General features: G+C 72.1%; 18 protein-coding genes. 14 read left to right on the top strand and 4 right to left on the bottom strand.

Annotated elements, in window-relative coordinates:
* Positions 1 to 58: 58 nt before the first annotated feature.
* The gene (locus HEP85_RS08395; protein ID WP_168527226.1) at positions 59 to 748 is read right to left on the bottom strand and encodes a 1-acyl-sn-glycerol-3-phosphate acyltransferase; all 690 of its coding nucleotides are present in this window, start codon (positions 746 to 748) and stop codon (positions 59 to 61) included.
* 345 nt (positions 749 to 1,093) lie between these two features.
* Between HEP85_RS08395 and HEP85_RS08390 the strand changes: the two genes are divergently transcribed.
* The 3 genes from HEP85_RS08390 (at position 1,094) to HEP85_RS08380 (ending at position 3,402) form a co-directional block, all read left to right on the top strand.
* A complete protein-coding gene (locus HEP85_RS08390) occupies positions 1,094 to 2,275 on the top strand; it encodes a glycerophosphodiester phosphodiesterase (RefSeq protein ID WP_168527225.1) in 1,182 nt (393 codons plus the stop codon).
* Positions 2,276 to 2,352: 77 nt separating this feature from the next.
* Positions 2,353 to 2,859: a sigma-70 family RNA polymerase sigma factor gene (locus tag HEP85_RS08385; RefSeq protein ID WP_168527224.1), complete on the top strand. Its 507-nt coding sequence runs from the start codon at positions 2,353 to 2,355 to the stop codon at positions 2,857 to 2,859.
* A 45-nt stretch (positions 2,860 to 2,904) separates the two neighbouring features.
* Entirely contained in the window at positions 2,905 to 3,402 is a 498-nt protein-coding gene (locus tag HEP85_RS08380) for a GNAT family N-acetyltransferase (protein WP_168527223.1), read from the top strand.
* 93 nt (positions 3,403 to 3,495) lie between these two features.
* On the opposite strand, the gene HEP85_RS08375 is transcribed toward HEP85_RS08380, so the two are convergent.
* Positions 3,496 to 3,864, bottom strand: a complete 369-nt coding sequence (locus tag HEP85_RS08375; protein ID WP_168533437.1) for a hypothetical protein — start codon at positions 3,862 to 3,864, stop codon at positions 3,496 to 3,498.
* 79 nt (positions 3,865 to 3,943) lie between these two features.
* Positions 3,944 to 4,303 (bottom strand): hypothetical protein, encoded by a 360-nt coding sequence (locus HEP85_RS08370; RefSeq protein ID WP_168527222.1) that lies wholly within the window; start codon positions 4,301 to 4,303, stop codon positions 3,944 to 3,946.
* Between the two features lie 68 nt (positions 4,304 to 4,371).
* On the opposite strand from HEP85_RS08370, the gene HEP85_RS08365 reads away from it, so the two are divergent.
* The 9 genes from HEP85_RS08365 to HEP85_RS08325 all read left to right on the top strand — a co-directional run bounded on the left by HEP85_RS08365 (position 4,372) and on the right by HEP85_RS08325 (position 17,034).
* Positions 4,372 to 5,019 carry an HAD family hydrolase gene (locus HEP85_RS08365; RefSeq protein WP_168527221.1) on the top strand — a complete coding sequence of 216 codons (648 nt, stop codon included), beginning with the start codon at positions 4,372 to 4,374 and terminating at the stop codon, positions 5,017 to 5,019.
* A 377-nt stretch (positions 5,020 to 5,396) separates the two neighbouring features.
* A complete protein-coding gene (locus tag HEP85_RS08360; RefSeq protein ID WP_168527220.1) occupies positions 5,397 to 6,431 on the top strand; it encodes a methionine ABC transporter ATP-binding protein in 1,035 nt (344 codons plus the stop codon).
* Complete coding sequence (locus HEP85_RS08355; RefSeq protein ID WP_369657648.1) at positions 6,428 to 7,198, top strand: methionine ABC transporter permease; 771 nt, start codon at positions 6,428 to 6,430, stop codon at positions 7,196 to 7,198. The genes HEP85_RS08360 and HEP85_RS08355 overlap by 4 nt, the downstream gene beginning before the upstream one ends.
* A 92-nt stretch (positions 7,199 to 7,290) precedes the next feature.
* Positions 7,291 to 8,118: a MetQ/NlpA family ABC transporter substrate-binding protein gene (locus HEP85_RS08350; protein WP_168527218.1), complete on the top strand. Its 828-nt coding sequence runs from the start codon at positions 7,291 to 7,293 to the stop codon at positions 8,116 to 8,118.
* 188 nt (positions 8,119 to 8,306) lie between these two features.
* Entirely contained in the window at positions 8,307 to 8,945 is a 639-nt protein-coding gene (locus HEP85_RS08345) for a GNAT family N-acetyltransferase (protein ID WP_168527217.1), read from the top strand.
* A 280-nt stretch (positions 8,946 to 9,225) separates the two neighbouring features.
* A complete protein-coding gene (gene cbiE / locus HEP85_RS08340) occupies positions 9,226 to 10,437 on the top strand; it encodes a precorrin-6y C5,15-methyltransferase (decarboxylating) subunit CbiE (RefSeq protein ID WP_168527216.1) in 1,212 nt (403 codons plus the stop codon).
* Between the two features lie 345 nt (positions 10,438 to 10,782).
* Positions 10,783 to 14,667 carry a nicotinate-nucleotide--dimethylbenzimidazole phosphoribosyltransferase gene (gene cobT, locus HEP85_RS08335; protein ID WP_369657647.1) on the top strand — a complete coding sequence of 1,295 codons (3,885 nt, stop codon included), beginning with the start codon at positions 10,783 to 10,785 and terminating at the stop codon, positions 14,665 to 14,667.
* A gap of 227 nt (positions 14,668 to 14,894) precedes the next feature.
* Positions 14,895 to 16,151 carry a uroporphyrinogen-III C-methyltransferase gene (cobA, locus tag HEP85_RS08330; RefSeq protein ID WP_168527215.1) on the top strand — a complete coding sequence of 419 codons (1,257 nt, stop codon included), beginning with the start codon at positions 14,895 to 14,897 and terminating at the stop codon, positions 16,149 to 16,151.
* Between the two features lie 64 nt (positions 16,152 to 16,215).
* The gene (locus HEP85_RS08325) at positions 16,216 to 17,034 is read left to right on the top strand and encodes an RNA methyltransferase (RefSeq protein WP_168527214.1); all 819 of its coding nucleotides are present in this window, start codon (positions 16,216 to 16,218) and stop codon (positions 17,032 to 17,034) included.
* 105 nt (positions 17,035 to 17,139) lie between these two features.
* On the opposite strand, the gene HEP85_RS08320 is transcribed toward HEP85_RS08325, so the two are convergent.
* Positions 17,140 to 18,477 (bottom strand): serine/threonine-protein kinase, encoded by a 1,338-nt coding sequence (locus HEP85_RS08320; RefSeq protein WP_329525898.1) that lies wholly within the window; start codon positions 18,475 to 18,477, stop codon positions 17,140 to 17,142.
* 196 nt (positions 18,478 to 18,673) lie between these two features.
* Here HEP85_RS08320 and HEP85_RS08315 point away from each other — a divergent pair, with 196 nt between their 5' ends.
* Positions 18,674 to 18,907: a hypothetical protein gene (locus HEP85_RS08315; protein ID WP_081223398.1), complete on the top strand. Its 234-nt coding sequence runs from the start codon at positions 18,674 to 18,676 to the stop codon at positions 18,905 to 18,907.
* Positions 18,908 to 19,147: 240 nt separating this feature from the next.
* Complete coding sequence (locus tag HEP85_RS08310; protein ID WP_148007775.1) at positions 19,148 to 19,357, top strand: hypothetical protein; 210 nt, start codon at positions 19,148 to 19,150, stop codon at positions 19,355 to 19,357.
* Positions 19,358 to 19,546: the final 189 nt, after the last annotated feature.

Here is a 19,546-nt window from a genome sequence, read left to right as displayed (position 1 = left end):
CTGTCGCGGCGCCGACGGACGACCCTTCGCCGGTTCGGCCGCCTACGTGCCTACGTGCCTACGCCGCCTTCGCCTTCGTGGCGTACATGTCCACGTACTCCTGGCCCGACAGCCGCATGACCTCGGTCATCACCGAGTCGGTCACGGCGCGCAGGACATAGCGGTCACGGTCCATGCCCTCGTACCGCGAGAACTCCATGGCCTCGCCGAACCGGACCGTGACCCGGCCGGGACGCGGCATCCCGGAACCGCCGGGCTGCAGTTTGTCGGTGCCGATCATCGCGAACGGGACGACCGGCGCGCCGGTCATCAGGGTGAGCCGGGCGATGCCGGTGCGGCCGCGGTAAAGACGCCCGTCGGGGGAGCGGGTGCCCTCCGGGTAGATGCCGAAGACCTTGCCCTCCTCCAGGATGCGACGGCCGGTCATCAGCGCCGCGACACCGCCGTTGGCGCCGTCGCGGTCGACGGGGATCATGCCGACGCCGGTGAAGAACCAGGCCATGAGGCGGCCCTTGAACCCCTTGCCGGTGACGTACTCGTCCTTGCCGATGAAGAGCACCTGCCGGTCGCAGACCAGGGGCAGGATCATCGAGTCGATGAACGTGAGGTGGTTGCCGGCCAGGATGACCGGACCGTCGCCCGGGATGTGCTCCACGCCCTCCACCCGTGGGCGGAACATCAGGCGCATGATCGGTCCGAGCACTGCCTTGATGAGCACGAAGCGGGACAACGGGCCCTCCGGTGTCAAGGGATTCGGTATGAGTCTGTGCAGGTGAGGACGATACTCGCGGGTCCCGGGTGATTGCACATCGGGTTCACCGCCCGGACACGCACTGTTGACCAATGTTTACCTGCCGTGGCCTGCGATCGAGCATGTGTCACCCGTTCGACACGATGTGACGGAAGTCGCCCCCGGACGGCGCAAGGTTCCCCCGGTCGGCCGCCCCCACCCGACGATCCGTCATCACCCGCCTCCCGTACGCCATCAGGCGGAGCCCAGCTGTTCCGCCGCGGGTCTCCCTCCCGTCACGCAAGGGCCCCTACGATCGACCCGCTTTGACAGGTGCAGGGCGGGTACGCAGGAGGAGCGCACATGGGGACGCAGGAGTCGCAGGAGTCGAACGGGCAGGGCCGGGGCACGGGGCGGCGGGCACTGCTCGGGGCCGCCGTGCTCGGCGCGGGCGGAGCGGTCCTCGGACTGTCCGGCGCGGCGCGGGCCGACGAGCGTCACGGGGGCGGCGGTCACGGCGGCGGGTACCGGAGTCTGCCGAAGCCGACCGTGATCGGACACCGCGGTGCCAGCGGCTACCGGCCCGAACACACCTTCGGCTCCTATCAGCTGGCGCTCGACATGGGGGCCGACGTCGTCGAGGCGGGCGACCTGGTCCCCACCAAGGACGGTCACCTGGTCTGCCGGCACGAGCCCGAGATCGGCGGAACGACCGATGTGTCGGCGCACCCGGAGTTCGCCGGCCGCAAGACCACCAAGACCCTGGACGGCGTCCCCACCACCGGCTGGTTCACGGAGGACTTCACGCTCGCCGAGCTGAAGACCCTGCGGGCCGTCGAGCGCATCCCCGCCAATCGCCCGAACAACACCCTCTACAACGGCCGCTGGGAGATCCCCACCTTCGAAGAGGTCCTCCACTGGCAGGACGAGCAGACCCGAAAGCGCGGCAAGCAGGTCTGGATCTACCCCGAGACCAAGCACCCCACCTACTTCCGGGCGCTCGGTCTGGGCCTCGAGGAGCGCCTCGCCAAGGTGCTGCGCAAACACGGCAAGGACGGGAAGAACTCGCCCGTCATCATCCAGTCCTTCGAGCCGACCAGCATCCAGCGCCTCGACAAGCTCGTCGACAACGCGCTCGTCGTCCTGCTCTCCGCGGCGAACACCCGGCCCTGGGACTTCGTCGCGACCGGCGACCCGCGCACGGTCGCGGACCTCGTCAAGCCCGCGGGCCTGAAGTGGATGGCCTCGTACGCCCAGGGCATCGGCCCCACGCTCGACCTGGTCATCCCCAAGGACGCCGGCGGCGCCCTCACCACGCCGACCACCCTGGTCGCCGACGCGCACCGCGCGGGCCTGATCCTGCACCCGTACACCATGCGCAACGAGAACGTCTTCCTGCCGGCCGACTTCCGCCGGGGCACCGACCCGAACGCCTACGGCGACGCGTTCGGCGCCTTCCGGACCTACTTCGCCACCGGCATCGACGGCGTCTTCTCCGACAACGCGGACACCGCGCTCCTCGCGCGCGAGGACTTCGTCAACTGATGACCCCGCCACCCCGGATGGGGTGACACCCGGCCGCCCCGGCAACCTCCCGCCGGGGCGGCCGCGTCCCGCCGCACATGACCCACGAGATGGTTTCCGCGCTGCGTCCGCTGCTCGCCGCCGAGGCCTCGGCGGAGGCGCACGCGACCGGGACCGAACAGAGCGACCTCGAACAAGCCGTCTGGCTGCGCCTCCTGGAGCGCCTCGACTCGGCCGGGCCGCCCGCCGACCCGCCGGAATGGCTGCGTCGCGCGGTGCGCTCCGAGGCCCGCCGCGCCCGCCGCACGGCCCGCCGGGAACAGCCGTACGGCTCCGAACCCGCCGACCCGGGCGGGCCCGGCCCCGAGCTGTGGGCGATGACCGCCGACTCCCGCCGCGCCCTGCACGCCGCCGTACGCCGGCTGCCCGGCCGCTGCCCGCGCCTCATGGCGGCGCTGCTCTCCCCTCGGGACCTCACCTACCGTGAGATCGCGGGTGAGTTGGGTATCTCACAGGGCAGTCTTGGTCCGGAACGTTCCAGATGTCTTGGATGTCTACGGCGATTGCTGGCGCCGGTGGTTGCGGCCCGCGGACCACGGGGATAGGAGTGGGGAACACCGGTGGAACAAGTGAGCGGGAGGCATGCACACATGGGCATGAGCGTGACCATCTCGGGGGCGACCGAGCAGGACGCAGAGCAGATCCTCAAGCTGCAGTACCTCTGCTACCAGAGCGAGGCCGAGCTGTCCGGCGACTACGGCATCGAGCCGCTCACGCAGCCGCTCGACTCCCTCAGGGCGGAGCTGGCTGACGGTACGGTCCTGGTGGCCCGGCTGGGGCAGGAGGTGGTGGCCTCGGTCCGCGGAACCGTGGACCCCGACGGCACGGCCAGGATCAACAAGCTCATCGTCCACCCGCGCATGCAGCGCCACGGGATCGGCGCCCGGCTCCTGCGCGCCGCCGAAGCGGCCCTGGTGGGAGAGCGCGGCGCCAAGAGGATCCAGCTCCACACCGGCCAGCGCGGCGGCGGCAACCTACGGCTGTACCGAAGCGTGGGCTACGAGACGGTCGGCACGTCGAAGGGCGACGACGGCGTCACCGTCATCGTGCTGGAAAAGCCCGCGGAGACCTACGCGACGACGGCGTAGCCACGCCGGCCCGGCGGACGCGGCACGACAGGCCGCCGGGGGACACGCGACCGGCGGCCGGTGGCCCGCACCTCCCGCCGGCCCGCGGTCGGACTACCGGCTCCCCGCGGAGCGCCCGCGCAGCCAGTACATGGCCGACAGCGGCAGCAGCACCGGAATGAACAGGTACCCCATGCCGTAGTCCGACCACACTGTGGCGTCGGGGAAGGCGGACGGCTCCACCAGCGTCCAGGTACCCACGATCAGGACACCCGCGAGCTCGGCGGCGCAGCACACCAGCGCCGCCCTGCGGGCCTTCTCGCCGCCCCGGACGAGCGAGTACGTGATGAAGCCGTAGACGAGGCCGGCGACCGCCGACAGCGAGTAGGCGAGCGGGGCCTTGCCGAACTCCGTCGAGATCTGCACGGCGGAGCGCGACACGGCGCCGACGACCATCACTCCGTACAGCCAGACCAGCAGCATGCCCGGACCGCTGATGAGCCGCGTCCGTTTCCGCCCGGTCGCTTCTTCCTCGGTCACGGTGACCTCGGCCTTCGTCACGTCAGCCTCCCCAGATGTCGTACAGGCGCACTTCGAGGACGGCGAGCACCACGCCGCCGGCCGCCACCGTGATCGAACCCCAGCGGGTGCGCTCCGCCAGCGACATGAAGGCCACGGCCGGTACGCACACGAAGGCCCCGAGCAGATAGGCCACGAAGATCGTCGTGCCCTGCTCCGCCTTCTCGCCACGTGCCAGCTGGACGATGCCGATCACCAGCTGGACCGCGGCGAGCAGGGACACCACGGCCATGCCGATGAAGTGCCAGTCCTTGGTGGGCTGATCACGGTAGGCGGCCCAGCCGCACCAGGCGGCGAGCACGAGCGCGGCGACGGCGGTCGCGACCGTCAGGGCATCAAGCATGCCGTGACCCTATTACGGGCCAAAAGGCCCGATGCCCTCGCCCCCGGCCGCCCCGTAGGGTCGGGGACATGAAGATCCACGCTGACGCCCTGCTGTTCGACAACGACGGAACCCTCGTCTCGTCCCTGGAGTCGGTGAACCGCTGCTGGACCCGCTGGGCGCGGGAGTACGGGATCACCGCCGACGACTTCGCCCGGATCGAACTGCATGGCCGCCCCGCCGTCGAGATAGCCGCCGACCTGCTGCCCGCCCACATCGTCCCCGAGGCCCTCGCGCGCATCGAGCAGCTGGAGGTCGAGGACGTTCCTGGCGGCGTCCTGCTGCTGCCCGGAACCGCCGCCTTCCTCGGCTCGCTGCCCGCCGAGCGCTGGGCCGTCGTCACCTCCGCCACCCGGCGGCTGGCCGAGGCCCGGCTCGACGAGGTCGGCATCCGGCCCAAGACCCTGGTCTCCGCCGACGACGTCACCCGCGGCAAGCCCGACCCCGAGCCCTACCTCCTCGCCGCCCGTGAGCTGGGAGTCGACCCGGCCCGCTGTGTCGTCTTCGAGGACGCCCCGGCCGGCCTCCAGGCGGGCCGCGCCGCCGGCATGACCACCGTGGCGTTGGCCACAACCCACGCGGCCTCCGAGCTGGTCGCGGACCTGGTGGTGAAGGACCTCTCGGCCCTGTCCGCGCTGGTCACGGACGGGGGAGTGGAGATCTCCGTCCGCGGCTGAGAAGTGTCCACCGCTGTCCACGATGCGGACAGCGGTTCCGGGCCGAGCCACTCCGTCTGCTTTACTTCACTCCATGACCACGACGAGCAGCCGCACCCTTGCGACCGAGGCGACCATGACGCCCGGTGCTCGTTGTATGTGTCGAATGTGCGCCTTCTAGAGGGCCCCCGCACCACCGCCTGATCCCGCGCCCCGAAGCGGGACCGCCGCGCCCTGAGTCCGTACCGCGTACGTGACAGGGGCTGCCCCGCGCACACGTTCTCCTCCCGGTTCCCTCCGGTTCCATCGCCATCGCGAGAACCGTGCCGCGTTCAAGACCGAATGCACCCGTGCCGGCGCACACCCACGCCCCGCACTCGACAGTGACGGAATCCCCAGTGATCACGACAACGGGCCTCAGCAAGGTCTACCGCTCGCGCGGCCGTGAAGTGACCGCCCTCGACGGCGTCGATCTGCATGTCCGCGAAGGCGAGGTGTACGGCGTCATCGGCCAGTCCGGCGCCGGCAAGTCCTCGCTCATCCGCTGCGTCAACCTCCTGGAGCGTCCTACCGCCGGCACGGTCACCGTCGCCGGACAGGACCTCACCGCCCTCGCCGGACGCGGACCGCGCGCCGGCAAGGAGCTCCGCCAGGCGCGCAGCCGTATCGGCATGGTCTTCCAGCACTTCAACCTGCTGTCCTCGCGCACCGTGCAGGAGAACGTCGAGCTGCCGCTCGAGATCCTCGGCATCTCGGGGAAGGAGCGTTCCACCAAGGCGCTCGGTCTGCTCGACCTGGTCGGCCTGTCCGACAAGGCGAAGGCCTACCCCGCACAGCTCTCCGGCGGCCAGAAGCAGCGCGTCGGCATCGCCCGTGCCCTGGCCGGCGACCCCAAGGTGCTGCTCTCCGACGAGGCCACCAGCGCCCTCGACCCCGAGACCACCCGCTCCATCCTCCAGCTGATCCGTGACCTGAACCGGCAACTGGGTCTCACCGTCCTGCTCATCACCCACGAGATGGACGTCGTCAAGACCGTCTGCGACTCGGCCGCACTCATGGAGAACGGCCGCATCGTCGAGTCGGGCACGGTCGCCGAACTGCTCGCGACCCCCGGCTCCGAGCTGGCCTCCGCGCTCTTCCCGGTCAGCGGCGACGCCTCCGGCGACGACCGCACGGTCATCGACGTCACCTTCCACGGAGAGGCCGCGACGCAGCCCGTCATCTCGCAGCTCTCCCGCACCTACAACATCGACATCTCGATCCTCGGCGCCGCGATGGACACCGTCGGCGGCAAGCAGGTCGGCCGGATGCGCATCGAACTGCCCGGCCGTTACGACGAGAACGTCGTGCCGATCGGATTCCTGCGCGAGCAGGGCCTGCAGATCGACATCCAGGGCCAGGAGCCCGCACTCGTGAAGGACGGTGCCAAGTGACCTGGTCGGAGATGCAGCCGCTGCTGTCCCAGGCGTGTTGGGACACCCTCTACATGGTCGGCTGGTCCACGCTGATCGCCGTCGTCGGGGGTCTGCCGCTCGGCATCCTGCTCGTCCTCACCGACCGCGGCGGACTCCTGCAGAACGTCGCCGCGAACAAGGTCATCGGGCAGGTCGTGAACATCGCCCGCTCGATGCCGTTCATCATCCTGATGGTCGCGCTGATGAACTTCACGCGCACGATCACGGGTACGACGATCGGTCGCGAGGCGGCGATCGTGCCGCTCGCCATCGGCGCGATCCCGTTCTTCGCGCGGCTCGTCGAGACGGCTGTCCGTGAAGTGGACGGCGGGCTCGTCGAGGCCGTGCAGTCGATGGGCGGCAACACCTGGACCGTCGTGCGCAGGGTGCTCGTACCGGAGTCGCTGCCCTCGCTGATCTCCTCGGCGACCACCACCCTCGTCGCCCTCATCGGCTACTCGGCCATGGCGGGCACCGTCGGCGCCGGAGGCCTCGGCGACATCGCCATCCGCTACGGCTACCAGCGTTTCGAGACCGGGCTGATGTGGATCACCGTGGCGATCCTCGCCGTGGTCATCTCCCTCATCCAGTTCGCCGGCGACTACGCCGCCCGCGGCCTGCACCGACGCGGCGGACACTCCGGCGCCGCGCCGAGGCTCCGGCTGCTGAAGGCCGGAACGCCCACGACCGCGGAGGTAAGCGCCACCGCGGAGGCCACCACGGCCGACGTCGGCAAGGCCGTCTGAGCCCGGCCGCCCGAATACCCCACCCCCACCCGCGGTCTTCCCCGTCCCACCCGAACACGGGGACGCTCCACCCCTCAGGAAAGGCACTTTTCGTGCGTAACACTGCCAAGATCACCACCGCCGTCCTCGCCGCCGGAGCCCTCACCCTCGGTCTCTCCGCCTGCGGCTCGGGCAAGGACTCCGCCTCCGACACGAGCGGCCCGCTGATCGTCGCCGCGAGCCCGACCCCGCACGCCGAGATCCTCAACTTCGTCAAGAAGAACCTGGCGAAGAAGGCGGGCCTCGACCTCGAGGTCAAGGAGTTCCAGGACTACATCGTCCCGAACACGGCGACCGAGGACGGCTCGGTGGATGCCAACTACTTCCAGAACCAGCCGTACCTGGACGACTTCAACAAGAAGCGCGGCACTCACATCGTGCCTGTCGTCACCGTGCACCTGGAGCCGCTCGGCCTGTACTCCCACAAGGTGAAGAGCGCCGACGCCCTCAAGAGCGGCGCGACCGTCGCGGTCCCGAACGACGCCGTCAACGAGGCGCGCGCCCTGAAGCTGCTCGCCTCCAAGGGGCTCATCACCCTCAAGGACGGCGCCGGCAACGAGGCGACCCCGCGGGACATCTCCAAGAACCCGAAGAACCTCAAGTTCAAGGAGGTCGAGGCGGCCCAGACCCCGCGCTCCCTGGACGACGTGGACGCCGCGGTCGTCAACGGCAACTACGCCATATCCGCGGGCCTCAAGCCCGCCAAGGACGCCCTCGTCCTGGAGTCGCCGAACAACAACCCGTACGGCAACTTCCTCGCCGTCAAGAAGGGCAACGAGAACGACCCGCGGGTGAAGAAGCTCGCCAAGCTCCTCACCTCGCCCGAGGTCAAGAAGTTCATCGAGGACAAGTACGCCGGCTCGGTCATCCCCTCGTTCTGATCCGTTCCCACGATCCGTGCCGCCGCACGGGGCCCACATCCGCATCCGGTGGTCCTTCCCTGTTCCCCTTCGGGCAGTTGGGGGAGGACCCCGTGGTGCGGTCGGGTGCTTTCATGCTGCATGCTGGGCAGTTCAGCGGGCCCGCAGGTTCCGACGGCCCGATGTCCCCGACGGTTACGGAGCGGCGCATGACTAGCACCTTCCCCGACATCTCCATCAGCACGGAGCGGTTGGTCCTGCGCGCGCTCGACGAGGACGACGTCCCCGCCCTGTCCGAAATGATGAACGACGAGCAGGTCGCGGCCTGGACCGACGTGCCCCAGCCCTTCACCGAAGAGGGCGCCCGCACCTGGATCAGTGAGTACGCGCCCGCGGAACGCCACGCGGGCCGCGGCCTCGACCTCGCCGTCACCGAGTTCCTCACCCAGCGGCTGGTCGGCATCATCCAGCTCGGCAAGACGAACTGGCACATCCGCTCCACCGAACTCTCCTACGTCATCGCCCCCTGGGCCCGCGGCGAGGGCTACGCCTCCGAGGCGTCGCTCGCCACCGCCCAATGGCTCTTCCGGGACCAGAAGTTCGAGCGCATCGAGGTGCGCACGGCGGCCGACAACACCGCCTCCCAGCAGGTCGCCCAGAAGATCGGCTGCATCAGCGAGGGCGTCCTGCGCAACGCGTGCATAGCGCACAGCCGCACCGAGGACGGCCGTTGGGTCGACCACCGCACCGACTTCATCGTCTGGAGCCTCCTCCCGGAGGACCTCGAAGGCGTCGGCGACCAACTCGCCGACTCCAGCGGTTTCACGTCGTTCTCCGACTGGAACTGAACCCGGGACGGCACACAGAACTGAACACGGAACCGGGCACGGAACCGAGCGCAAGGGCGACCCGGACCCGGAACCCGGGGGCACCCGCGACCGGACCCGGACAACCGCGCACGCCCCTCGGCACCGCTCACGCCCGACGGCACCGCTGAGGCCCGCCGGAACCGCTCGCACCCGGTGGGACCCGCGCGCGGCCCCGTCCGGCAACGCCAGGTACCCTCACGGAGCCCACCCACGGGCTGCCCCCTGACGACCTGCGAAGACCCTCTGGAGACTGACGACGATGGCCGACCGCGTCACGGTGATCGGCTGGGACGGCTCCCCCCTGACCGCGGCGGCGCGCTCCGCCCTCGGCGCGGCCACCCTGGTGGCCGGAGCGGCACACCATCTGACGCTCCCCGAGGTGCCCGGGGGCGCCGAGCGCATCCGGCTCGGCAGCGTCGCCCTCGCCGCCCGCCGCATCGCGGGCCACCGCGGCAGCGCCGTCGTCCTCGCCGACGGGGACCCCGGCTTCTTCGGCGTCGTCCGCACCCTGCGCGCTCCCGAGTTCGGCCTCGAGGTCGAGGTCGTGCCCGCCGTCTCCTCGGTCGCCGCCGCATTCGCCCGCGCCGGAATGCCCTGGGACGACGCACACGTGGTCGTCGCACACCGCCGCTCGCTGCGACGCGCAGTGAATGTATGTCGAGCCCATACCAAGGTGGCCGTCCTCACCTCGCCCGGTGCGGGCCCCGCCGAACTCGGCCTGCTCCTCGAAGGCGTCCACCGCACCTTCGTCATCTGCGAGGAACTCGGCACCGCGCGCGAGCGGGTCACGATCCTCACCTCCGACAAGGCCGCCGACCACACCTGGCGCGACCCCAACGTCGTCATCGTCATCGGCGGCTTCGTCGCCGCGGCCGAGGACGGCGGCTGGATCGCCGGACGCGACCCGGCCACCGAACCGCGCGGCTGGGCGCTGCCCGCCGAGGCGTACGGCGGCGCGCTCGGAGAAGGCGAAACGGATCTGCTGCGCGCGGCGCAACTCGCCCGCCTGGGTCCGCGCGCGGGTGACCTGGTGTGGGACATCGGGTCCGGCAGCGGGGCCTTCGCCACCGAGGCCGCCCGCACCGGCGCCGCGGTCATCGCGGTGGACCGCGATCTGGTGGCCTGTACCCGCACCGATGACTCCGCCCGCCGCTACGGCGTCCAGATGCAGATCGTGCACGGCGACGCCCCGCACGTCCTGGAGAACCTCCCCGAACCCGACGTCGTGCGGGTGGGCGGCGGGGGAGCGGAGGTCGTCTCCGCGGTCGCCGACCGCCGTCCGCAGCGCATCGTGACGCACGCGGCGACCCGTGACGCGGCCGAACTCGTCGGCCGCAACCTCACCGAGCACGGCTACCAGGTCGAGTGCGCCCTCATCCAGTCCGTCGAACTCGACACGAGGGCCTGGACGGAGACGGAGCGGAGCGTCGCGTTCCTGCTCACGGGCCTACTCCCCGACCGCAACCCGTGATCCTGTTGTCGTACCGCGCGCGGTAGGCTGGCCGATCGTTGTACCGCGCCCGGATGATCGGCCTTTCGTGGGCCAATGTCCGGAAAACGCGCCCGTTTTGAGGCGAGTGTGGTACGGCAGAACCGGAGGACGCGCAACGTGGCGCAGTCCACAGCGGGCCGTCGCGGATCAAGCTGTCGCGAGGGTCGGACGACCGGGACAATGCCAGTTAATGGCTTTGTCGTCTTTGTTGGCCGGTCGTTCGTGCCGCTGGGCACGCACGCTCGTTCTTCACTGTGGGGCGGTCGGTGCGCCGTTCCGGGCGAGCAGGACTTGGAAGCACTAACCGATGGGCGAGGGGTACGCATGACCGACACCGGCCAGGTCCCGGGCGAGGGACTGCCGGAGAACGCAGGCATGGTGGAGCAGCCGGGCGCCCCCGCCCCGGACGCGTACACCTTCCTCGACCCCTCCGAGAACCACGCCGAGGACGACGACCTGCTCCTCATGCCGGGTGCCCAGGGCGCCTGGGGCAACGAGGTGGGCCCGCCGGCCCCCCAGCCCCTCGTCCACGAACCGGGTCCGCACGAGACCGCCGGCCGGGACAGCGGTTCGGTCGACCTCAGCGCCGTCCGCGGGGCCGGGTCCGTACCCGCCGCGCAGCCGGTCGTGCCGCGCCGCCCACTGCACCTCGGCCCGCCGACCCCGGACGTCTCCGCCGGACCGGTGCGCTCGCTCGCCGACCGCGGACCCGCCTCCGCACCGCTCGCCACCCCCGCCCACGCGATGAACCCCGCGACCCCGGTCCGGCACGCCGGTCCTGCGACGGTGGGTCCCGAGTACCTCGACGTGCCGCAGCTCTCCGAGATCCCGCCGCAGGGCGCGGTGCCCTGGGGGGCGCCGCCCGCCGGTCCCGGGCCGACGGCTGAAGAAACGGTCGTCCCGGGCGCGGGGCAGGGCTCCGAGGCCGGCTTCACCGCCGGACCGGAGACGGCGTTCGGGGCGGCGCCGACGTATGACGAAGCGTCGGGTACCGCGGAGTCCCCCCTGGCGCACCAGGCCGTCGAAGAGGCCGGGCACAGGCACACAGGACTCGCGTCGCCTCTCGACGCAGACGCAGACGCCGACGTCGACCTGGCGGCCGCGGACGCGGCTCTCGCGGCACCGGAGGCCGACCGCACGGCCGAGCCGGCACAGGAGCACCTCGCGCAGGCGGGTCCGGAGGCCGCGCAGGGCCCCGAGGCCACCCACACGCCGGACCCCCGGGTCCCGGAGACCCCCGACGCCGACGCGTTCGCGGCGGCCGGCGACGCTTCGCACACGGAGCCGACGGCGGACGACGATGCCGCCGAGCAGGTGCCCGACGCCCACGTGTCCGGACCCGTGGCCGCTCCGGCAGGGGTTCCCGTGGACGAAGGGGACCTGACGCCCGAGCAGGCGTTCCAGTCCGTCCAGGACGAGGCCGCGCAGGACCGCCTCGCTCAGGACGAGGCCGCCCACCAGGACCAGGCGGCTCACCCGGTCGCCCCGGCCGGCGGTGACCCGTCCGTCCATCTCGCCGACCCGGCGGGCCACCTCACCGATCAGGGCGTGCACTTCGCGGGCCAAGCCGTCCCCTTCGTCGAGCAGGCCGCCCACGCGGCCGAGCAGGCGGCGCGGTTCCCGGACCGCGCCGTCCGGTTCGTCGACGCCGGTGTCCACATCCCGGAATCGGCGGACCGGTTCGCGCACGTCGCGGCAGGTGGCCGAGCGGGCGGGGCGGAGGGCGGATTCGCGGAGGCCGCGCAGCCCGCGTCCGCCCCGCACCCCCAGGTTCCCTCCCTGGCACCCGAGCCCGCCGAAGCGCGGACACCGGCCGCGGACGACTCGTACGGCCGGGCGGTGCCCGGTGCCGGCGCCTTCCCGGTCCAGGCCGCCCAGTTCGCGCCCCCCGCCGAGGCGCACGCCGCGTTCGCCGAGGCCGCCCCCGGCGTCCCGGGCGGCGTCGCCGCGCACGGCGAGGCGTCCCACCCGCCCGCGAACCAGCCGCACGACGGGGCGTCCCACGCGGCGAACCCGTCGCACGACGAGGACCTCCACGGCGAGGCGCGGGACGAGGCCGGCTTCCGGAACGTTTCCACGGACCCCTCGGCGGACGACTCGCTCGGCCGGTTCGTGCCCGTCGACGGACAGGTGCCGACGACCCCGCACCTCGCCCCGACCCCGCCGCACGCCATGACCGTGCCGCCGCTGCCCACGCAGGAGTGGCTCCCGGCCGACGCGCCCGCCCACGAGCAGGCCCCGGCCTTCGACGGCCCGCCGGAGGCCGCGCCCGGAGGGATCACGGAGGCTCCCGCCCACCAGGAGGAGCACGCGGCCCCGGTGCCCGCACCCCGCGAGGCGGAGGCGCCCCCCGTGCCGGAGCCGCTCGACGCGGACCCGGAGCCCGTAGTCGCACAGCAAGCGGAGGACCTGGACACCCAGGTCGCCGACCAGGAAGAGAGCACGGCCGCAGTGGAAGACGTACGAGAGTCCACCGGCCCGGCGGCCCCCGGCTACGACGACGCGGAACGCGAGGCGGTCCTGCGCGTGATGCGCGAGCGCCGCGACATCCGCAACGGCTTCCGCAACGACCCGATCCCGCACGACGTCCTGCTGCGGGTCCTGGAGGCCGCGCACACCGCGCCGTCCGTGGGCCACTCCCAGCCCTGGGACTTCGTCGTCATCCGTTCCGCCGAGACCCGCCGCACGATGCACGAACTGGCGGCCCGCCAGCGCGAGGCGTACGCCAAGTCGCTGCCCAAGGGCCGTGCCAAGCAGTTCAAGGAACTGAAGATCGAGGCGATCCTCGACACCCCGGTGAACATCGTCGTCACCGCCGACCCGACCCGCGGCGGCCGCCACACCCTGGGCCGGCACACCCAGCCGCAGATGGCCCCCTACTCGTCCGCGCTCGCCGTCCAGAACCTGTGGCTCGCGGCGCGCGCCGAGGGCCTCGGTGTCGGCTGGGTCAGTTTCTTCGACGAGCGCGAGATGGTCCGCGCCCTCGGACTGCCCGAACACCTGGACGTCGTGGCGTATCTCTGCGTCGGCTACGTCGACGAGTTCCCGGAGGAGCCCGAGCTCATGCAGGCGGGCTGGTCCAAGCGCCGTCCGCTGTCCTGGGTCGTGCACGAGGAGACGTACGGCCGACGCGCGCTGCCCGGCGAGGAGCCGCACGACCTGCTCGCCGAGACCGTCTCCAACATCCGCCCGCTGGACGCCAAGGCGCTCGGCGAGGCCTGGGAGCGGCAGAAGCGGATGACCAAGCCCGCGGGCGCGCTCGGCATGCTGGAGATCATCTCCGCGCAGCTGTCGGGTCTGTCCCGGATGTGCCCGCCGCCGATCCCGGAGCCCGCCGCCGTCGCGATCTTCGCCGGCGACCACGGTGTGCACGCCCAGGGCGTCACCCCGTGGCCGCAGGAGGTCACCGCCCAGATGGTGGCCAACTTCCTGGGCGGCGGCGCGGTCTGCAACGCGTTCGCCAACCAGGTCGGGGCGGAGGTCTGCGTCGTCGACGTGGGCGTCGCCTCCGACCTCCCCGCGACGCCGGGGCTCCTGCCGCGCAAGGTCCGCGCGGGCACCGCCGACATGACCACCGGTCCCGCGATGACCCGCGAGGAGGTCACCGCGGCGATCGAGGTGGGCATCGAGACGGCCCGCGACCTGGTGGCGGCCGGCAACAAGGCACTGCTGACCGGTGAGATGGGCATCGCCAACACCACCGCGTCCGCCGCCCTGATCTCGGTCTTCACCGGTGCCGACCCGTCCGAGGTGACGGGCCGGGGCACCGGCATCAACGACGAGACCCTGGCCCGCAAGACCGAGGTCGTGCGGCGCGCCATCGAACTCCATCAGCCGGACCCGGCCGACCCCATCGGCGTCCTCGCGGCCATCGGCGGCCTCGAACACGCGGCGATGGTCGGCCTGTTGCTGGGCGGTGCCTCGCTCCGTACGCCGGTGATCCTGGACGGTGTCAGCGCCGGCGCGGCGGCCCTGGTGGCCCGCGCCGTCGCTCCCGAGGTGCTCGCGGCCTGCATCGCGGGCCACCGCAGCGCGGAACCGGGCCATGTGGCGGCCCTGAACAAGCTGGGCCTGCGCCCGCTGATCGACCTCGACCTCCGCCTCGGCGAGGGCACCGGCGCCCTGCTGGCCCTGCCCGTGGTGCAGAGCGCGGCGCGCGCCATGCACGAGGTGGCGACGTTCGATTCCGCGGGGGTCACCGAGAAGTAGCGGCCGGGCGTGGTGGGCAGGTGTTCCGCGGTGCGGACCACCGCCCACCACCGCGGACGCGCCCGCACGCCGGGCCGGGCACCGCCCCGGTTTCGGGAGGAGGCGGGCCCGGGAAGGAACCCCCACCCGGCCCGTTCACCGGACCGGCGCCTAAAATCCCCACGTCAGGGCCGCTCCACAGCCGCGGCGCGCCCCACCGCACCGTCCGTACGAGGAGCCGCACCGCCATGGCCGAACACCCCGCCTACCCCGTAGGTCTCCGCCTCACCGGCCGCCGCGTGGTCGTCCTCGGCGGCGGCCAGGTGGCCCAGCGCCGTCTCCCCGCGCTCATCGCCGCGGGCGCGGACGTCCACCTCGTGTCACCGGAGGCGACGCCCTCCGTCGAGGCGATGGCGGACGCGGGCGAGATCACCTGGACCAGGCGTCGCTACGAGGACGGCGACCTCGCCGGTGCCTGGTACGCCCTGATCGCCACCAGCGATCCCGGGGCGAGCGCGGCGGCCTCCGCCGAGGCGGAACGGCACCGCGTCTGGTGCGTCCGCTCCGACGACGCCGACGCGGCGACGGCCTGGACCCCGGCGACGGGGCACAGCGAGGGCGTGACGGTCGCGGTCCTCACGACGGACGCGCGGGGCCGCGATCCCCGGCACACGGCGGCGATCCGCGACGCGGTGGTCGAGGGACTCCGCGACGGGACCCTGGTGGCGCCGCACCACCGCACCCGTGCCCCGGGTGTCGCCCTGGTCGGTGGCGGCCCCGGTGACCCGGACCTGATCACGGTCCGCGGCCGCCGTCTGCTCGCCGAGGCCGACGTGGTCATCGCCGACCGCCTCGGCCCGCGCGACCTGCTGGCCGAACTCCCGCCGCATGTCGAGGTCATCGACGCGGCGAAGATCCCGTACGGCCGGTACATGGCCCAGGAAGCGATCAACAACGCGTTGATCGAGCACGCGAAACAGGGCAAGTCCGTCGTCCGTCTCAAGGGCGGCGACCCCTTCGTCTTCGGCCGTGGCATGGAGGAGGCCCAGGCGCTCGCGGCGGCGGGCATCGCCTGCACCGTGGTCCCCGGCATCTCCAGCTCGATCTCCGTGCCCGGTGCGGCCGGTATCCCGGTCACCCACCGGGGTGTCGCGCATGAGTTCACCGTGGTGAGCGGTCATGTCGCCCCCGGCGACGCACGCTCCCTCGTCGACTGGCCGGCCCTCGCCGCCCTGCGGGGCACACTCGTCGTCCTCATGGGCGTCGACAAGATCGGCCGGATCGCCGAGACCCTGATGGCCCACGGCAAGCCGGCCGACACCCCCGTCGCCCTGGTCCAGGAGGGCACGACCGCCGCGCAGCGCAGGGTCGACGCGACCCTGGCGACGGTCGCCGAGACCGTCGTCGCGCAGGACGTGAAGCCGCCCGCGGTGATCGTCGTCGGCGAGGTCGTGAACGTGGGCCCGGGAGAACCGGTACGGCCGGCTCCGGACGTATCCGAGTAACCCGGGGTAACCCGACCTCTTCCCAGCCGTTGGCACCGCACCCAGGACAAGGCAGTATCACCCTGTGGCCGATCTCATCACCATCGAGAACCCCGACGACCCTCGTCTGCGCGACTACACGGGCCTGACCGACGTGGAACTGCGCCGAAAGCGCGAACCCGCCGAAGGCCTGTTCATCGCCGAGGGCGAGAAGGTCATCAGACGGGCCAAGGACGCCGGATACGAGATGCGCTCCATGCTCCTGTCCGCCAAGTGGGTCGACGTCATGCGCGATGTCATCGACGAACTGCCGGCCCCGGTCTACGCGGTCAGCCCGGAGCTCGCCGAGCAGGTCACCGGCTACCACGTGCACCGCGGCGCGCTCGCCTCCATGCAGCGCAAACCATTGCCGACGGCGGACGAACTCCTGGGGTCCGCCCGGCGGGTGGTCGTCATGGAGGCGGTCAACGACCACACCAACATCGGCGCGATCTTCCGCTCCGCCGCCGCCCTCGGCATGGACGCGGTCCTCCTCTCCCCGGACTGCGCCGACCCGCTCTACCGCCGCTCCGTGAAGGTCTCCATGGGCGCGGTCTTCTCCGTCCCGTACGCGCGTCTCGACAGCTGGCCCAGGGGCCTGGAGTCGGTCCGTGAGGCCGGCTTCACGCTGCTCGCCCTCACCCCGGACGAGAAGGCGCGTTCCCTCGACGAGGCGGCCCCGCACCGGATGGAACGGGTCGCGCTGATGCTCGGCGCGGAGGGCGACGGCCTGTCCACGAAGGCCCTGATGGCGGCGGACGAATGGGTCCGCATCCCGATGGCGCGCGGCGTCGACTCCCTCAACGTGGGTGCGGCGGCCGCGGTCGCGTTCTACGCGGTGGCGACGGGACGCCCCGGCGTCTGACCGGCGGTTGTCCGGTCGCAGGGGGCGTGAGCTGTTCCGGGCTCGGTCCCGGAGGCGCGGACGTCTCCCGGTCGTCCAGATCTCCGTACGGCCTCGCGCTTCGGGCTAGCCGGCCGTCCCGCTGAAGCCCCCGTACCGCGCGGCCCTGGTGTCCCCGGTGGGCGCGGGCCAGGACGACGGCCGCTCCTGCCGGAGGACCCGTACGACCTGGCGCCCCTCCCCGTCGTCGAGCCCCCGCGCCGGACCCTGGCAGCCCTGCGCCACCGCGATGCCCAGGGCGACGAGCAGCGTCACCACGACGAACACGAACAGGCGCTGCCGCAGCAGCCGCGGGTTGGCGGGCCGGCGCCCGGTCCCGGTGGTCCGCGGCCCCTGCCGCCCGGCACCGCTGCGGGGCGCGGGCCGGCTGCCGGAGCGCCCGGTGTTCCGGGAGGGCGTGGGGCGCGAACCCGACGGCGCGGGCCGGGAACCGCCGCCGTTCGTCCCGCCGGTGCGCGGCGGGGGAGTGCCCTGCGGGCGGCGCTGGGTGGGCTGCTCGGCGTACTGCTCGGCGAGGCGCCCCGTGGGCCGGTCGGGGTCGTTGCGCTGCGCGGGCGGCCGGACGTCCGTCATGCCCTGTGCCTCGCGAGCCGCGATCTCCTTGAGCCGCAAGGACAGTTGGAGCGTGCTGGGGCGCTCCTCGGGGTCCTTGGCGAGACAGGCCCGGACGAGCGGAGCCAGTGCGTCGGGCACGCCGTGCAGCTGCGGTTCCTCGTGCACCACCCGATAGAGCATCACTTCGGAACTGCCGTGTCCGAAGGGCGAGTCGGAGGTCGCCGCGTACGCCAGGGTGGCCCCCAGCGCGAAGACGTCCGTGGCCGGGGTGACGGCGGCGCCGCGCACCTGCTCGGGCGCCAGGAAGCCGGGCGAGCCGACGGCCGTACCGACGTGGGTGAGAGTGGAGGCGCCCGTCGCCCAGGCGATACCGAAGTCGATGATCCGCGGCCCCTTCGGGGACAGCAGGATGTTGGACGGCTTGAGGTCGCGGTGCACGACCCCGGCCTCGTGCACCGCCACGAGTCCCTCGGAGAGCGCGGCGCCCACGGCGGCCACGTCGGCGGCCGCCATCGGGCCCTCCTCGGCGACCTTGTCGTGCAGCGAGGGCCCCGGCACGTACTGCGTGGCGAACCAGGGCCGCTCCGCGTCGAGATCGGCGGCGACGAGCCGGGCCGTGCAGCCGCCCCTGATCCGCCGGGCCGCCGAGACCTCGCGCGCGAACCGTGACCGGAACTCCTGATCCTCCGCCAGATCCGGCCGGATCACCTTGAGCGCGACCCGCTGCCCACGACGGTCGGAGCCCAGGTAGACCACGCCCATCCCACCCGCGCCGAGCCGTCTGTGAAGCCTGAACGAGCCGACGACACGCGGGTCCTCGCGCCTCAGGCGCATCATCGCCATGTCCATCCCCGCTGCCCGGTCCGTTTGACGAGCCACAGCTTACGTTTCCGCGGCCGGGAGCGCGCAGAGGCCGCGCCCTCGCGGCCCGATCGATTGTCAGTGCCGGGTGGGAAACTTGAGAGGTGGTCAGGGAAGGCGCGAACAGCGCGGCCTTGGGCCGGCTGTGATCCCAACCATCCGTCGCAGAAGGGGGATTGAGCCCGTGAAGGGTGATCGCGTGGAGATAGTCGTGGACGCCGGGGACACGACGCGTACGTACGAGGTGGTGGCGAGCAGGGCGGGCCGCAGGGTGGAGACAGCGGTACGCCGAGGTGTCGTGGAAGTGAGCGAAGTCACCCGAAGTGGATCAGTCGTGCGCACCGCGCGCTTCATGGCGACGCGGGTGCTGGCGCTGGTCGAGCAGCCGGTGCCCAGGGAGGACAGCTCGGAACAGTAGGGGCACACCGGCCGCCCCCTCCGGGAAGACCCTGAGACCTAGGTCCCCGTCTCCACCCAGGGGAGTACACCGCAGGTCATCGCTCATCCTCCGGGAGGCCCGGCAATCGGTACGAGGGCATGACGACCCGGTGTCGCCGCGCCCATAGATTTGAGGTCAAGCGGCGGGTGCAGCACTCGTCCCCCGAGGTCAGACACCCGCCGCTGCCAACCACACAGATGCTCGGTCAGGAGAGGGACCATGGCCCACACGGCACCGCGGACGGCGATCCGCACGCAGGGACGCAGGGCATACAGCGCCGCGTTCCGCCCACGTCGTCAGGGTCAGCGCCACCCCTTGGTGGCGACAGCGATGGTCCTTCCTCTGGCGGCCCTGCTCGTGGTCGTCTTCGGCGGCTGGGAGTCAGTGGTCACACAAGCGTCGTCCGTGGGCGTGATGCTGGGGCGCTGAGCGGCGCCCCAGGCCCGGATGAGCGGTCCGGGCGGGGACATCCGGCCATGAAACCCCGTGGGGACGGGGGTGCGGCGGACGGCAAAAAGATGCCCGCGCAGCTGGGGAGCTGCGCGGGCATTGTTTTTGTCCCGACGGATCCGGTTTTCCGGTGGCCGGGCGGGTCCGCCCCTTGTGCGGTGGCCCGGT

The organism is Streptomyces sp. RPA4-2 (genome assembly GCF_012273515.2).
Taxonomy (GTDB): Bacteria; Actinomycetota; Actinomycetes; order Streptomycetales; family Streptomycetaceae; genus Streptomyces; species Streptomyces kaempferi.
Note: the sequence above shows the minus strand (reverse complement) of the source record. Positions and strands in the feature narration are given on the sequence as shown.

What these genes read in the sequence shown, in the direction of transcription:
- HEP85_RS08390 (WP_168527225.1), top strand. Translation starts at nt 1,094, where the DNA reads ATGGGGACGCAGGAGTCGCAGGAGTCGAACGGGCAGGGCCGGGGCACG.
- HEP85_RS08385 (WP_168527224.1), top strand. Translation starts at nt 2,353, where the DNA reads ATGACCCACGAGATGGTTTCCGCGCTGCGTCCGCTGCTCGCCGCCGAG.
- HEP85_RS08380 (WP_168527223.1), top strand. Translation starts at nt 2,905, where the DNA reads ATGGGCATGAGCGTGACCATCTCGGGGGCGACCGAGCAGGACGCAGAG.
- HEP85_RS08375 (WP_168533437.1), bottom strand. Translation starts at nt 3,864, where the DNA reads ATGCTGCTGGTCTGGCTGTACGGAGTGATGGTCGTCGGCGCCGTGTCG.
- HEP85_RS08370 (WP_168527222.1), bottom strand. Translation starts at nt 4,303, where the DNA reads ATGCTTGATGCCCTGACGGTCGCGACCGCCGTCGCCGCGCTCGTGCTC.
- HEP85_RS08365 (WP_168527221.1), top strand. Translation starts at nt 4,372, where the DNA reads ATGAAGATCCACGCTGACGCCCTGCTGTTCGACAACGACGGAACCCTC.
- HEP85_RS08345 (WP_168527217.1), top strand. Translation starts at nt 8,307, where the DNA reads ATGACTAGCACCTTCCCCGACATCTCCATCAGCACGGAGCGGTTGGTC.
- cbiE (WP_168527216.1), top strand. Translation starts at nt 9,226, where the DNA reads ATGGCCGACCGCGTCACGGTGATCGGCTGGGACGGCTCCCCCCTGACC.
- cobT (WP_369657647.1), top strand. Translation starts at nt 10,783, where the DNA reads ATGACCGACACCGGCCAGGTCCCGGGCGAGGGACTGCCGGAGAACGCA.
- cobA (WP_168527215.1), top strand. Translation starts at nt 14,895, where the DNA reads ATGGCCGAACACCCCGCCTACCCCGTAGGTCTCCGCCTCACCGGCCGC.
- HEP85_RS08320 (WP_329525898.1), bottom strand. Translation starts at nt 18,477, where the DNA reads ATGGACATGGCGATGATGCGCCTGAGGCGCGAGGACCCGCGTGTCGTC.
- HEP85_RS08310 (WP_148007775.1), top strand. Translation starts at nt 19,148, where the DNA reads ATGGCCCACACGGCACCGCGGACGGCGATCCGCACGCAGGGACGCAGG.